The sequence below is a fragment of the Paenibacillus sp. CF384 genome (genome assembly GCF_900106745.1).
GTDB lineage: Bacteria > Bacillota > Bacilli > Paenibacillales > Paenibacillaceae > Paenibacillus_Z.
The window spans coordinates 34,168-50,161 of record NZ_FNNV01000003.1 but is presented as its reverse complement, the minus strand read 5'-3'; the positions used below and the strand labels follow the sequence as shown (position 1 = coordinate 50,161).

11 protein-coding genes are annotated in these 15,994 nt (G+C 48.1%); 1 reads left to right on the top strand and 10 read right to left on the bottom strand.

Annotated features, from left to right (window positions below):
- Positions 1-31 precede the first annotated feature (31 nt).
- The 5 genes from BLW29_RS07710 to BLW29_RS07690 form a co-directional block, all read right to left on the bottom strand.
- Positions 32-826 carry a hypothetical protein gene (locus tag BLW29_RS07710; RefSeq protein WP_090977933.1) on the bottom strand — a complete coding sequence of 265 codons (795 nt, stop codon included), beginning with the start codon at positions 824-826 and terminating at the stop codon, positions 32-34.
- Between the two features lie 16 nt (positions 827-842).
- Positions 843-1,376, bottom strand: coding sequence for a Pvc16 family protein (locus BLW29_RS07705; protein WP_256208467.1), 534 nt, complete (start codon positions 1,374-1,376; stop codon positions 843-845).
- 185 nt (positions 1,377-1,561) lie between these two features.
- Positions 1,562-3,778, bottom strand: coding sequence for an ATP-binding protein (locus BLW29_RS07700; RefSeq protein WP_090977929.1), 2,217 nt, complete (start codon positions 3,776-3,778; stop codon positions 1,562-1,564).
- Between the two features lie 115 nt (positions 3,779-3,893).
- Entirely contained in the window at positions 3,894-5,585 is a 1,692-nt protein-coding gene (locus BLW29_RS07695) for a methyl-accepting chemotaxis protein (protein ID WP_090977927.1), read from the bottom strand.
- Positions 5,586-5,598: 13 nt separating this feature from the next.
- Positions 5,599-8,802 carry a PAS domain-containing hybrid sensor histidine kinase/response regulator gene (locus BLW29_RS07690; RefSeq protein WP_090977924.1) on the bottom strand — a complete coding sequence of 1,068 codons (3,204 nt, stop codon included), beginning with the start codon at positions 8,800-8,802 and terminating at the stop codon, positions 5,599-5,601.
- A gap of 134 nt (positions 8,803-8,936) precedes the next feature.
- On the opposite strand from BLW29_RS07690, the gene BLW29_RS07685 reads away from it, so the two are divergent.
- Positions 8,937-9,629: a response regulator transcription factor gene (locus BLW29_RS07685; RefSeq protein WP_090977922.1), complete on the top strand. Its 693-nt coding sequence runs from the start codon at positions 8,937-8,939 to the stop codon at positions 9,627-9,629.
- 92 nt (positions 9,630-9,721) lie between these two features.
- Here BLW29_RS07685 and BLW29_RS07680 read toward each other — a convergent pair whose 3' ends face one another.
- From BLW29_RS07680 to BLW29_RS07660, 5 genes are all read right to left on the bottom strand, one after another.
- Complete coding sequence (locus tag BLW29_RS07680) at positions 9,722-11,893, bottom strand: EAL domain-containing protein (protein ID WP_090977920.1); 2,172 nt, start codon at positions 11,891-11,893, stop codon at positions 9,722-9,724.
- Positions 11,886-14,462 carry a chemotaxis protein CheW gene (locus BLW29_RS07675; RefSeq protein WP_090977918.1) on the bottom strand — a complete coding sequence of 859 codons (2,577 nt, stop codon included), beginning with the start codon at positions 14,460-14,462 and terminating at the stop codon, positions 11,886-11,888. The genes BLW29_RS07680 and BLW29_RS07675 overlap by 8 nt, the downstream gene beginning before the upstream one ends.
- A complete protein-coding gene (locus tag BLW29_RS07670; RefSeq protein ID WP_090977916.1) occupies positions 14,459-14,887 on the bottom strand; it encodes a chemotaxis protein CheW in 429 nt (142 codons plus the stop codon). The genes BLW29_RS07675 and BLW29_RS07670 overlap by 4 nt, the downstream gene beginning before the upstream one ends.
- 33 nt (positions 14,888-14,920) lie before the next feature.
- Positions 14,921-15,355, bottom strand: coding sequence for a hypothetical protein (locus tag BLW29_RS07665; protein ID WP_090977914.1), 435 nt, complete (start codon positions 15,353-15,355; stop codon positions 14,921-14,923).
- 237 nt (positions 15,356-15,592) lie between these two features.
- The gene (locus BLW29_RS07660; RefSeq protein ID WP_090977912.1) at positions 15,593-15,994 is read right to left on the bottom strand and encodes a DUF2500 domain-containing protein; all 402 of its coding nucleotides are present in this window, start codon (positions 15,992-15,994) and stop codon (positions 15,593-15,595) included.

The following is a 15,994-nucleotide window of genomic DNA, read 5'->3' as shown; positions in this document are numbered from 1 at the left end:
CAATGAACCTACACACAGGTCAGATGTTGCTCTATGTAAGAATGATTGGATCTTGAATTGAATTACGTCCTGCTTGTAGGATGTGTACGCTCTCATGCTTGACCTGCCCGCTGTTTACGCTAACCTCAACCTTAAGCGTTGAACTAGCTAGTGGAGGACGAAACACGATTCGGAACTCACCTGAAGCATCACAGATTGCGGTTATGATCGGCAGCAGCAAGCTTCCTCTTGGGACGGCGGATTGAATAGGATTGGATACCTTAACTTTACGTCGATCGGTACCAAAGCCTGCAATTTCACATTCCTCTAGTACTTGCCCATCTCTGCTGCGAATCTCATAACGATCGCCTTCGGAAATTCTTCCGAGTATCGGTGCCGTTTCAAATTCGGTTGAACCGGGTAATGCATCAGTAGTAAGTCTGGCCTTCGCGCCGCGCTCGTCACAGAGAGCGGCCCGCACCGCGATGCCCTCAAGGGACTTCCCTGCCGCACTTTGCAATCGCCCTGTCAATACAGTGGCATCAGGAGGCAGTGGGTATGAACGTCCGGGAAGCAATGCGACCGTAACGAGCGGATCAAGCGGATTAAGCTCTGCCAGATTAATGGTGAGTACCTGCTTGCTATAGATTGGCGAGTTGATCGTGATAATTGCCGGATCCCGGGCCAAATCGGTAAATACCCAAAGCCCATCTCCCGTCTTCACAATCGGTTTGGTCACGTGAGCGCCTTCCACTTGAAGAGAAACAGAAGAAGGAGCAGGCTTCAAACCTGTGTAAGCATCCCGCAGCAGAAGCACTACAGAGCAGCGCGTCTTGTGTATTCCCAAAGAAACGCCCTCCTTACTATTTCTCTTCGAGCTTGATATGACGTTCCACGACACGTGTAGTCGATTTCAATCTGGTGGAGTCCACGTTCACCGGTCCTACCCGAATCGGCAGTGACATCTTATAAGGCATATCGCCGAAGTTCCAAAGCCCTGTCAGAATATCGACGGGAAGCGATTCCACGACAACCCTTAATTCTTCATTGCTTTCTGCCAGCGACCCTTGCAAGTAGCCCCCGCGAACGATCGAGTTATCATGCAGCACCTGCATGGCACGTCCGATGATAACATGTTCGTCAAGCGTCCTAGACTGCAAATCCGCGCTGGAATAGGGAGTCAGGATATAGTGCAAATCTACTGCCATAGGCGGGAATTGCAGCATACCGCTTCCCCGAGCTTGCATTTCGTTACGCCTAGCCTCGCTGTTCTCCGTAATTCGATAGAGATAGAGCGATAGAACAAGATCGCCTTTATCTGCAGGCGATGCCATTCCGATCAGTTCGGATTGCGCGACAGGTTCCGGTGTCATATTCTCTCGCAGCAGCTTAAGCAGTGACGCGCCGGCATCTGCGATCGCGGAATAAGTCCCGATAACAATCCCTCCGTAGCCGCCCTATTAGGCCATATGTAATTCGTCATGATTCAACAAAGTTCATCAAAATATACCAAACTATTTTCCTATTATATCGCTTAAAATGTCGGATGACCACGGAAATTTACTAGAATGCTGGGCAATAATTAAAAAAAACTGTCCCATTCGCTGTTCACAAGAATTTTTCCTGTTTTTTTCAGTTCCTGGCGTGCAGATGCAACCAATTCTCGCATGCCGACAGGGCGTCCCGCCGCTGCCGCCATGAATGCTGCCGTAAGCACAATATTCTTGATATTTCCGCCTGCGACCTCGATTCTGGCAGCTAAGGCAGCGAAATCAACATCGCTCGCAAGCGGCGTCGCTGCTGGGAACATCGTACGCCATAGCTTCTCACGATGCTCGGCGTCCGGAAACGGAAACTTAACGACGATGTTGATTCTTCTCAGGAAAGCATCATCTATGTTTTGCTGAAAATTAGTTGCCAGTATGGAGACTCCCTCGTATTCTTCCATCTTCTGAAGCAGGTAGGCGGTTTCCACGTTGGCGTATTTGTCATGTGCGTCTTTTACCTCAGATCGTTTGCCAAACAGGGCGTCGGACTCATCGAAGAATAGGATAGCATTCGTTCTCTGGGCCTCCTTGAAAATTTCATGCAGGTTCTTCTCGGTCTCCCCGATATATTTGCTAATCACTTGAGAGAGGTCGATTTTGTATGCCTCAAGTCGCAGTTCGTTGGCCGCTACCTCGGCAGCCATCGTTTTACCTGTTCCGGGCGGTCCCGCGAACATCATGCTGAGTCCTTTGCCATAGGACAGCTTCCGGTCAAATCCCCAAGTTCCATACACGTCACGCCTGTACTTCATCATATTGCAAGCCTGACGCAACAAATCGAGATGCTCGTGCGGGAGGATCAGATCCTCGAACGTATAACGCGGATTCAGCTTCTTCGCTTTCTTCTCGAGTTCATGGTTCAACTGCACAGCAGCCCCCCGCTCGAAATGCATCTCTTCCGTATAATCCGCACCTTCATGCTCGGCAAGCCGCTTCGCCTCATGAACAGCACGATTAATTTGCCCCGGAGAGAGTCTGAATTTATCAGCCATCGCTTCCGCTGATTCGGATGCAGCAGCGCTTTCCTCTCCCCAGATCCGCCACAGCATTCGCTGCTCTTCAATCGTTGGCGGCGTCAGCTCTACTTGGTAGATAACGGACTGTCTCGGCACCGGCAATTCGCTGTAATGAGCACGTTCCCGCGAAAGCCACAACAACAGTCCACCGCTTCGGCGGATCCATTGCTCGATTACAGTACGATACATCGCCAGCTTGCCATCCGGAGCCATGAAGTGATCGCCTCCGGCAATGCCGACAATGGCATCTGTCAGCTTCGCCTCACGAAACAACTGATGCAGTACTATGGACGGCTTGAGGCGCTCGGCTTCCAAGTTATCCCCATGCAGCAACAGCAACGGACGATTCAATGCTGCGGCCAAATGCTTGGCATGCAATTGCTTCCCTGATCCGCCGGCACCATACAGATGCAGTACGGCCGGTTTGCCTGCCTCAAGATGCAGCTCCGCAAAGCGGCGCATCTCACCTTGCTTGGATGCACCGATAAGAAGCGGTTGAAGCTCTTCGGCTTCACCATCACCATCCCTTTCGCGGGCAGCATCACCATCAAAACGATTGACCCACCCCTCGAGCCGTCCGTCACATGACTCAGCCTCAAGCAAGAATGAAACCACTCGTCCATCCAGCCGCAGCGGCCGCGCAAGCGTTGATGTTCCATCGCCCTCATCGGCCGTAAGCAGCCAGCGCAGCAGCGGCTGATCCGCTTGGAAAGATGACCTTGCGGAATAACGCTCCGTTTCACTGTCACATAACAGCCGGAGTGCCAAATCAACCGTCGGCAGCTTATTTGTCACATCATCCTGCAAATAACCGTACAGCTTCTCATATTTGCGGCTATACTCCGGCGCAAGGGCCATCACGACAACTGCTTGCTCGAATCGATTGAGGTTAAACCGCCTCACAAGCAGCACCAAAGCAGGCAGCCAGCCATCAGCCGATTCTTCGGCTAAGCGCAGCCGTTCAGCTATGATCTCGCTAAGCTCAGTAATTTCGTCTTGCATCCCTGCAAGTGACGACGGCAGCTCCCCCGTAACCTCTGCTTCACCATTGCCATTCGTCCGGAGCAAACGCTGCACTTCATCATCCGTAATGAGCAGCCCTCGCATCGGATCCAGCGGATTCTCATCGCCCTCCAGCTCTATCTTGCATTGCAGCTTGAATGCAATCATGAGATCGAGCTTACGAAGCTCGTCGCTCCAATGCTCCAAGCCGCTTGTATAAGGTTGTAGCTTCATCGCTCTTTATCGACTCCATTCGTGCGGTTTCGTCAACATTCTGCTTCTATCTTACACTGAAAGAGAGCTCTCTACGAGAGCTCTCTTTCATTCGTTTATTCCATTGTGCCGGGCATTAGCTAAGCTTAAATCCGTTTAGAACGGCATGCAGATCGTCAGCCAGCTTCGTCAGTTCCAAGGAAGCCGATGAAATCTCCTCCATCGTAGCCAGCTGCTCCTCAGTTGCTGCCGAATTGTTCTGACAGGACGCTGCTACTTCATTGCTGGCTGCAGCAACGGTCTCCGCCATTCGAACAATGCTGCGGCTCGATTCCGCCAGTTCACTGGTTGTCTCAGACGTATTCTGAACACGCGCAGACACTGCTTCTATGCTGATCTCGATCGATTGGAACAACCGGTCAACCTGTGTTGTTTTGACAAGCCCGCTGCTTGCTTTCTTCGATACGTTGTTCATGCTCACGACAGCCTGATTCACACGGCTTAATATCTCTTGGATCAGTTCAGTAATCTGCTGTGCTGACACTTTCGACTGCTCGGCCAACTTTCGGATCTCCAGTGCGACAACTGCAAATCCTCTGCCATGCTCCCCGGCGCGCGACGCCTCAATCGATGCGTTAAGCGCGAGCAGGTTCGTCCGGTTAGCCACTTCAGAGATCATGCTCGTTATCCCGCCAATCTCCTGGGACTGCTTCTCCAGCGACTCGATCACACCGGAAGCATCCTGTACATGCTCATGGATTTCTTTCATTTCATGAAGCACTTCTTTAATAGAATGGGTCCCCTGCGTCGAAGATTCGGAAGCGGCCGCTGCAAGCTTGGCTACTTCCTCATTGACTTCCGATACGCTGCCGATACCCTCGGACATGCGCGTAATGGCATCGATAGCAGATGCCAGCTGCTCCTGTTCCCGCTCTGCGCGAATGGCAATAAACTGCGTCGCCTCTACGATATTCTCCGTCGCTCGAGTGGTCTGTTCCGCGCTCTCACTAAGCTGCTCGGAGGAGAATGACACTTGTTTGGCCGTCCCCATTGCTCGGGTCAGAATGGATCGTAAATTGGCAATCATAAGATTGAAAGACGCTGCCAGTTCCGCTAGCTCTCCTTGCGTGCGAATGTCAAGATCGCGGCTTAAATCGCCACGTCCATCGGCAATTTCACGCAGCTGCTTATTAATGACTTTCAGCGGTCTAGTAATGGAGCGAGTGAGCAGCAACCCCAGAATAATTGCGGCAAGCAGCGCTGCTGCGAATAGGCTCAACATCCATAGATTTTGAGTTTTCTCCTCTTGATCGCGGTCAATGACATCAGCAGCCATTTCAGAATCGATGCTGGCTAGCAGCGCATCATTAATCGTCTCAATGTCTTTGCGAGCTGACCGTTCCTCGCCGAAATGCAGCGCCAGCGCTTCCTTACTCTTGCCTGTATTCATTAATGTCATCGATTGCGTGCTAGATTGATAGAATTTCTCAAACGTCCCTTTTATTTGTTCAATGGCTTCTTTATTCTCTTGATCTAAAGTCGGGTTCGTGAGAATCTTCGCGAACAACGCTTCAACTGCTTTGTACTTATCTGCGATTTGACTTTCAACCTGCTTATCCTTCGACAATAGGAAGGCACGCTCATCGTTAGACATGCCGGTAATCGTATTCTGCAAGGATTTAAGCTGATATCGAATATCCCCATCCTGCAGCATTTCTGTATACGCCGACTTGGTATGCGTCATATGCGTATAAGTAAGTAAACCAAGCGCGACCATCAGAACAATAACAATTGCAAAAGACCCAAGCAGCTTCGTACGAATATTCATACCAAATTACCCCCTATTGTTGACTGACTGTTAAGCATTGTATTTCCTCAGGAATGGAATCTAAAGTCTGGCGTAATATGCGTTGGACCTCCAGCAATTGAGTTTTGCAGTTTGCTGTGTCTTCGATCAACACCTCCTCGAAGTGCAGCGCAGCTTGTGCAAGCTCATCCGCCATTAAATTACGGGCAACTCCGATTAACGTATGTACATCCCTCTTCACTTTCGTCATATTTCCTTCTTCCAGATCAACCAAGGCATGTCCGGTAAAATGTTCATACTCGTTCTTAAATAACTTCAGCACATGATTCATAATGGCTGTGTTGCCATCCAATCGCTCTTGTAATTTATCCAGCGGAATTCCAGCAGGCGCACTCTTCATGGGCAGCCATTTCTGAATCACGGACAGCAGCTGGTTACTATCAAGCGGTTTCAGTATCACTTCGTTCATACCTGATGCCATGTACATGTCATGATCTTCTTTGAGCACATTAGCCGTTAGAGCCACGATCGGAATCGCTTTAAATGCTTCATTACAGCGAATCTGCGTTGTAGTCTCCACGCCATCCATTTCCGGCATGAAAATATCCATCAGAACCAGATCCACCTTAGTCGTCTCCAACAGTTGAAGCGCTTCTTGTCCGGAGCTCGCCACGGTGACTTGAAATCCATGCATAAGCAGTGTTTCACGCGCTACCTGCTGATTAATAAAATTGTCTTCTACGAGCAGCAAATGAATCGACTTGCTCTTTACGATGAATGAATCACTCTGTTCTGAACGATGCTTGAGCGATGGATACAGCAGCGAATTAAAAGCGCGGAACAGCTCCTTGCGGCTAATCGGCTTAATGAGCATGTCATCGGGATAATCATCCTTCATCATGGAAAGCAGCTCTTCTCGCGCATAAGTTGTCGATAATGTAATGATATGTATGCCTCGTTTTCTAGTGATGCGTATTAGTTCTTCCCAAGAATAATGACCGTACATATCGTCAATTTCCATATCCAGCACAATGCAGGATACCGGTCCAAGCACCTCATTCTTCTCTTCCAGCTGCTTGAACATACTGCTCCAATTGTTAGCTTTTGAGACCAGGCAGGAGAAAGACTCCAGCATCTGGCTCAAGCTCTCTTGCGCGACTTCATGGTCCTCGACTACAAGTACATGAAGCGGTCCGCCGATCAGGGTTAGATCCCAGCTGTCCGGGTTACAATTTTGTACGATCGGAAACTCCAGGGAGAACGAAAACTTGCTCCCGACTCCCCACATACTCTCCACTTGAAGCTCACCGCCCATCAAGCTGACAAGCTGATAGGCAATCGACAAGCCAAGTCCGGTTCCGCCTTGCTGATTCACATAATTGCCCTGCCAGAACGGTTCGAACAGCCTGCTAATCTGCTCCTCCGAGAGGCCGATTCCGGTATCTTCAACAAGGAAACGCAGTGACAACGCGCTGTCTGTCTGCTTCTCAAGATCCACTCGAATGCGAACATACCCAAGCTCCGTAAACTTTATGGCATTGCTGCACAAGTTCAGCAGGGTCTGCTTCATTCGAAGCGGATCACCAAGCACAAGGTCCGGAAGCTCCGCAGGGGTGTCCAGTATAATTTCAATTTGCTTCTTGTCCATTAACACGCTGAGCGTATTCGTAATTTCACAAAGCATGTCGTCCATTTTGAACGAGATTTGCTCCAGCATCATCTTGTTCGCTTCGAGCTTGGAAAGATCCAATATATCGTTAATCAATCCGAGCAGCAGATGCGAGGAAGTAATGATTTTGTCCGCGTAATCTTTCTGTACGAACGACAACTCCGTATTGAGCAGCAATCGCGATAGTCCAATAATTCCATTAAGAGGCGTTCGGATTTCATGGCTCACTTTGGCCATGATTTGGCTTTTTGCCTTATTGGCTTGATCGGCTTCTTGTCTTCGCTTTAATGCGGATAGGTCATGCAGTGTTGCCGTTAGCCCGACAACCGCCAGATCAGACCCAATTATCGGTGAGAGCGTGACATAATAATCGATTGTAGATCCTGTTTTCACTGTTATCTTCGCCTCAAACACTTCTACCTGCAAGTTGGAGAGTGCGCTTGCAAACTTTGCGTCCCACCCTGCCCAATCCTCGATGTTGAGCACCTCATGCAGATTGCTGAGCTGCGGCATTTCCTGGCATTCAAATACGCTCAAGCCTTTTGCATTAATGGAAATAATTTCAGCTTGCGGGGTCAAGCTAACGATGCAATCCTGCGAGCTCTCTACAATGACCTTGTAACGTTCCTCGCTCTCCCTGATGCGATCTTGCGCTGCTTTCAGCTCAGTAATATCAGTGACCGAGCCGATTACACTTGTAACAACGCCATTGGTATAGACGGGACACAGTCGCGTCATGAAAATCCTGCCTTCTATGCTCAAATCATAGCTTTGCATCCTTCCCTTCCAGGCATCGATATAACGTTCCTCAAGGAAGCGGATTGTTTCCTGTGAGAGCGCTGTTACTTCTTCGATCGATTTACCAAGAAAATCGGATGACTTTATTGCCATTTGCGGCATCAGCTGTCCCCCCATGACAGAAAATACGAAGCTGTTTTTACCGCGTATTAATTTAAAGGAGAATCCGGGCTGATTGGTCAGCATTTCGGATAAATCGGTTTTGACACCTTGCAGCTCCGCACGATAGGCATCTGAGCTCAGCAGATATTGCAAGAATGCGGCAACAAGCGCACCACCTAACAAGACATAACAAGACCAGAGAATTAAGTCAGATTCAGACGTGATTGCATCAAATAACAAATTATAAAAGAGGATAATTAGTAGAGGGGATATGATCATCAGACACCATCGTGCCCAATAATTTGCGACAAATCGGTGCAGAACGGCACAGATGAAGAGAATGAAGAAACCGATACTCATAAAGTGGTACAAGTAAATGGCATTATGCATGGCTCGGTACACCATGATCGAGATAAGAGTAATCATCGCTCCGAACGGTCCACCAAGCTCAGCAGCTATGAAGATAGCAATTGTCTTGAGATCGACTGTTATCCCATGTCCGATGTCATAGCCGAACTGACCTAAGAGAATCGCAGCCAAGCCGTTAGATATACCCATGACAATTATGAGCCGCAAGTGGGAGCCGGACTTCAGTCTGACATATAAGCGCGTAATGAGGAAAACGCACAGTCCTAATAAGGTAAAATTAAACAATAAAACCTGATACATGAAATTCCCTCCTCTATTCCGACGCGAAAGGAGATAGACTGACACGATTCGACATTATATAATGATACTTACAACGATACTTAACCTGTCCAAAAATTACAAGACTATGTTTAAGCGCAAGGGGATGTTATTGTTTGACGAATTTGTTGATTGTTGAAGACGATATCATTTTCGGCGATATGCTCTCTCTTTATTTAAGAGAAGAAGGCTATAACGTGACGCGGGTGCAGAATGCCTCAAGCGGAATTGCTTCCCTTCAGTCTGAGCCGCCGGATCTCATTGTGCTTGATCTGATTTTGCCAGATACCCAGGATGCGAATCCCTGTATTTTGTTTAGACAATTTACGACCATTCCCATCATCGTCATTTCGAGCGAAACGAAAGTTTCTATGAAGATCCATTCGTTGACCGAAGGGGCCGATGATTTCATATGCAAGCCCTTCAGTTTGCAGGAGTTGAAAGCCCGAATCGAAACGGTGCTGCGCCGTACCTCGCCTAAGCCAGTCGAAGTAGACAATGAACGCATGCAGAGCGATACCTCCATACGTATCAACCTGGATATGGACAGCAGACATATTCTCATTCACGGTGATATGATCGAAACCACGTTCTCCGAATTTGAAATCATGCGTCTGATGTTCCACTCTCCCGGGAAAGTCTTCAGCAGAGAGGCCCTCGTGAATAGTCTTCGCGGATACGATTCTTTCATCAATGAACGGTCTATTGATTTCCATGTGACGAATCTGCGCAAGAAGATTGAAGAGAACCCGAAGCAGCCCGCCATTATTAAGACCGTCTGGGGCGTCGGCTATAAACTGATCATGTAACCGGATGAAGCCGCTATTTCTTACCAAAAAACAAAGAATCCAGTAACATGCCACTACTGGATTCTTGTTTTGTCTTTATACAACCTCCACTGCTAAACAAATCGTTCAGCAGCCAGCAGCTCCGATACAGCTACGGATTCCATCGGATGCCCAAACAAATAGCCTTGCATGGTCATGCAGCCGTATTGGAGCAACAGCCTGCATTCCTCTTCCTCTTCGACCCCTTCAGCTATAACCTGCAGATTTAAATTCTCCGCCATTGTAATGATGGTATTCACGATGGACGCATTTACATTGTGCAAGTTCATTCCTTTAACGAAGGATTGATCAATCTTCAGCTTGTCGATCGGCAATTCACTAAGATAACTAAGGGAGCTGTAACCTGTTCCGAAATCGTCGATCGCAATCGAAACACCCAGCTTCTTCAAATTTCGCAAGAGTGCCAATGCATGATGCTTATTCATCGTCATGCTCTCTGTAATCTCGATTACCAAATACTCCGCTTCCAAACCCGTCTCATTCAATATATTCTCGATTCGCTCGATGATTTTGCCATCGTTAAATTGCCGTGTCGATAAGTTGACCGCAATGGGGATTTTAGGAAAACCATCGTCCTGCCACCGTTTGTTCTGACGGCAAGCTTCGAGCAGCACCCATTCCCCAATGGAATGAATCAGCCCGGTTTCTTCTGCAATCGGGATGAATTCTGCAGGTGACACCCTGCCGAGCTCCGGGCTTTGCCACCGAATCAAACATTCGAGACCTGAAATAACACGATCCCTTCCATTGAGGATAGGCTGATAATGCAGCAGAAACTCCTTGCGTTCAATAGCTTTGCGAAGCCGGCTCTCAATTTCCAGTTTACGATGGATTTGTTCATGGAAACGCGGCTCATAGAATTGAAGTCGGTTGCCGCCATCGCCCTTTGCAATATTCATCGCCATATGGGCATAACGAATGAGCATCTCTTTGTCTCTATGATCTCCGGGGTATTGGCTGATTCCAATGCTTGCCGTCATATGAATCTCTTGACCGTCAAGCATAACAGGCGCATGAATCGTATCCAATAAATTCTGAGCCTTCTGGTATGTTATTTCTGCGGAGGCATCGCCGATAATACAGATGAACTCGTCGGTTCCCGCCCGAATGATCATCGTATTCTCATCTGTAATCCGCTTCAAACGTCTCGAGAACAACTGAAGCAGCGAATTACTTTTCTGATGTCCTATCGAATCATTGATCAGTTTAAAGTGATCGAAATTGAAATACATGACGGCAAAGCGATCATACAGCGTATTGACACGATCCATTTCATCATAAAGCTGATTCCGGTTAGGCAATCCTGTAAGCTGATCGTGATTAAGCAGGAAATGAACCTTCTCTTCCATTCGCTTCTGGTCTGTCACTTCGAAACAAACGCCGATAAGCTCCTTCACAACCCCATTAACACGCAAGGGCCGCAACACGAGCAGGAAACAAGCTTTCTTCCACTCCATCTCAAAGCTAATGCACTGCTCCCCATCCCATGCCCGCTGAAACTGCTCATTCAGTTTCAAGGCATTCTCAGGTTGGAACACGCGATCAATCGGCTGGCCGACAAAGCTTTGACTGGATTTTCCAAATCGGTAAAACAGCTCGCCCTTGAAGTCCATGAACATAAATTGTCCATTCACCTTAATCACTGAAGCATAAATCCCATTCATCAGTCTCATCGTTCGGTTCAATTCTTCATGAATCGTATTCTCTCCGACAAGACAGCCCGTCATAAACTCCAGCAGCAGCTTAAATTCGCGATTCGTCAATTCATCCTGTTCAAGTTTCTTCCAGAACGGTTTCGCCTCGATCGCCGCATGGCAGCGAAGCAGGAACTCTTCTTCTACCTGCTCATTATGAGGAAATTGAAACAGTGCGTCTTTATGAAAAAAATCTGCGGCACCTTTCGAAAGTGCCGCAAGAGCAGGTGAGGATCCTTCATCCGTATAGCTGCTAAGCATGATGACCGGGATCGGATAATGGATCATCAAATGACTCAAAGTTGTCAGCCCATCGAGCACAGGCATTTCGATATCCATCGTCACTAAGTCAGGCTGGAGCTCAACCAATTGGTCGAGCGCCTCTTGTCCGTTTGCCGCTGTGGCCATGACCCATAATTTCGGATCTTTCTCAATTAACATCGTGATCATTCGCCGCATAACGGCAGAATCATCAACGACCAATACACCGTATTTCTCCGGCCGTTCCATTAGACCCAAAAATCTACGCATGGATGAGATCCCAGCCCCTCGACCTCAGCATTCTATCGAGTTCCAAGATGATAACAAGTTGGTCATCGGTTTTACAAATGCCGCCAATATATTGTTCCGAAATCATCGCGAAATCCTTTGGTGCTGATTCTATCTGGTTATGACGTACATGAAGAACTTCCTTCACGCGATCAACCAATATACCGATATCGCGTCCATCCTCGTTCAAGATAATGATGCGAGAATGCTCATCGGGCTCAGTAGGATACATGCCTAGGCAAGTTTTGATGTCGATCACCGGTAACAACTCACCGCGCAAATTCATCAAGCCGAGCACCTCGGAAGGAGCATTAGCCATTCTAAGGATCGATGGCACCTTGATGATCTCTTTCGCCCGGTTAATATCGAGCGCATAATGCTCGTTCTCTAGATCAAAGGTAACTAGTTTTACTTTGCGGCCGGCAGCCTGCTGTTCACTGCTGTCATTCTTCCTGATCGTGGCACCGGAATCCCGAATGACGGCATTTACGTCGAGAATTAATGCGATTCGTCCATCGCCTAGAATCGTCGCACCCGAAACATAAGCCACTTGTCCCAAATACGAACCCAATGATTTCATGACGATTTCTTGATTGGCGATCAGCTTATCCACATAGAGGCAAACCCGCTTCTCAGCCAGACCAATCATGACCGCATATCCTTTGGCATTGCTGTCATTCTCCGTGGTACCTAAACGACGATGCATGCGAACAAGCGGCAAGATTTCGCCGCGAACGACGCAAACTTCTTCACCGTTTACAATCTGCACATCATCCGGTGTTAATCGGAAGGTTTCCACAACGTTCGTTAACGGAATTGCCAGTGTATGCTTGCCCATCTGTACAAGCAAGGAACGCGAGATTGCTAAAGTAAGCGGAAGCTTGATCGTAAAGACGGTGCCTTCACCCGGTGTTGTTTCTATATTGATAATACCGTTCAGTTTCTCGATATGGGTACGAACGATATCCATGCCGACACCGCGACCTGACAGCTCTGTCACTTGTTCCGCTGTTGACATGCCTGAGTGGAAAATAAGACTGATCGTTTCTTTATCCGACAGCCGTGCTGCTTCATCTTCGGAAATGAACCCTTTCTGAATCGCTTTCTGCTTGATGCGATTCAGGTCAATCCCGCGACCGTCATCCGCGAGCGTGATGACGATGGCATTCTCTTGATGACCGGCACGAAGCATGAGATTCCCTTTGCGGTTCTTGCCGAGCTTCTCTCGTATTTCCGGCGTTTCCAAGCCATGGTCGATCGCATTGCGAATAATATGAATGAGCGGATCGCCGATCTCTTCAATTAATGTACGATCCAGCTCGGTTTCTTTTCCTTCTAGGACAAACGATACTTCTTTGCCGGATTGATCCGCTACGTCACGCACCAAACGAGGGAATCGATTAAACAATTGCTCAATCGGCATCATCCTTGTCTTCATCGTACCTTCTTGCAGCTCAGCGATCACTCGGCCCAGATGATCCGTAATTTCGCCTAATAACAAAGTCTCCGGCTCCTGTTTAAACCGTTCCTCGAACCGTCTGCGCACTTCCCTGATTCGTGTGTTGTCGATAATGAGCTCACCAACCAGATTGAGCAGATGTTCCAAACGGTTGACATCTACACGTACGGTATGTTGAATCTGCACCTTGGCATCTGACTGTACAGCTCCGGCCGCTGACTGATCACCAGTAGGTACTACGCCGGACGCCGCAGTTTGCTCTACACTCAGAATCGGCTGATTCACGATCTTCGTCGGAATTGCAGCCTGTGCACCTTCTACCATCAACGACTTCACACTGAACTCCGAGATTTGAGATGCCTCTTCGACTTTACGAATAATATCCGATTCCGAGGACAGCGTCGCAAGCAAGAAATAAATCGGTTCCGTGCGCAGCAAATCCTCTTGTTCCCACATGCCGATTGGCGGGGTAGTTCCCAGCACGTCGCCAAGTTCCCCGAGATTTCGCAGAATAACCATCGCTTTCACAGTTGGCATGTCCACATGCTCGGCCAATGTGATATTTACTTCGTACGAAGGAATACCTTCATTTAGTTTCTCGTTACGAAGTGCGATTTCAGATTCGCTCCACCCTTGGAAGAGCTGCGACTTCACTTCATTTCCTGTGTTCGTATTGCCGAAAGCCCCCTGAACCGTTTCCGGCTGGTCGTTCATGATGCCGTCCAGCAGCTCCACCAGCGTTTCGATCGGTTCATCATTGAAATCTCCTTTGCGCAGCGTTTCTTTCTTCGCTTTCAAATAATCGATGCATTGGAATAACACGTTGATTAACCGCTTGCTGACCATAAGGCGATTCTGGCGCAGCAATTCGAACACACTTTCAACCTTATGCGTCACTTCTTTCATGGAGTGGAAACCCATTGCGGCGGATGAACCTTTCAAGGTATGCGCTGCACGGAAGATCGTTTGAATCGTTTCAGGTGAATTGCCGTCATTCTCAAGCTCAAGAATCGACTCATCGAGCACCTGCAGCTGTTCTTCCAGTTCATCCAAGAAGACGCCTAAATAGGTCAGTGCAAAAGATTCATTCATCCGAGTCCACCTCCTGTATTAAGGATGGCCGGCAAGTGGAGGATGCTGACCAATTGATCGTGAATTTTCCCAATTCCGGACAAATAGCCGGCGTTAGCCCCGCCGATCCCGTCAGGCGTTGGCAGTATTTCCGAGAAGAAAGCGACTTGTTCGACACAATCAACATAGAGTCCAACCGGTTCCCCATCCGGTGTTTGCACGATTACGATTCTCGAAGCAGCCGAAGGAGCACTCTCTATCATACGGAATTTGGATCGAAGCCCAATAACCGGCACTATCGTCCCTCGCAGGTTAATGACCCCTCTGACATGCGCCATCGCAGCCGGAATCTCAGTAACTGGCATATCCTTAATGATTTCTTGAATAGCTGTAATCGGAAGTGCAAACTTCTCCTCATTCAACCCTACTACGATATAATTCGACACCGTCTGGACCTCCTGCTCGTTATTATTGGTTGCTCAAGGAATGTATCTCTCGGATTCTTTCATGTGAGCCACGTCAACAGTCAATATGGCACAATCAAATATATTCATAATTTCGCTTCTGGCACGATGTACAAAGCCCAATACGGAATGCTCCATCTTACTTGTACATAACGAGGCATTCACCCAAACTTTCCGGTTCATGATGACGATCGACATCTCATTGTGCGTCGGATAACGGTACACCTCATCAAACACATTCGTTTCGGCGTACATGTCGGGCAAAGCAACCGAGAACATGACGATCGGCGGTTCATCACCCATATCCGTAATGCGAAACTGCTCTTGAATCGGGTAATTTTCTTTGGTCCATTTGAACCCATGTGTATAATCTTCGTCGACTTCCCAAACAGGTTCAAATCGACTCGTAGCTTCATCAAACAGGTCCCTGTAGAAATCCAGCAGCTTCATAACCGTTCACCTATACGCATGCTCTGTTGTGTCAAGATTGCGTACCTCCTTCGCATGACCACTATCCTGATTATAGAACCTAAATATTTGGTAAGTTCTTAATCGTCGTTTGAATTGTGTGATATTGCTGTCATTTTATTTGGAAAGTGTTAGTACAGCGCCGTGAATGACAAAAAGCCCGAACCTCTTAGAAGAGGTTCGGGCCATTCGGATGAGAATAGGTTACATTTGCCTAGCCTATCGTTGAAAACCTAGGTACCGAGTACCTTGGAAAGTCAGCCTGCCGTTGTCGCCTTCAGCCAGCAAGCCGGATTCTTGACCGCTTACTTCAAACTCGATTCGATCGCCGCTCTCCACTTGGAACGTGATGTAGTAGTCCGTGCTCGTACTGGATGAATGATTCATGAAGCCATCGTTGTTATGCTGATGATTGGAACGGCTTCTCACTTCCGTCCGCTTATTGACGATATTCGCCTGAACAGTCAACACCGGCTGCTTGTTGTTTCGCTGGGACTGGCGAATAGAAGCAATGATACCGTAGATGATCAAACCAAACACAAGCAGAAATATCAACGGGAAAACAATACTCATGAAGCTGAAAATACGGTCGCCTGCAGTAAAAGGATCCATCGAACCCAT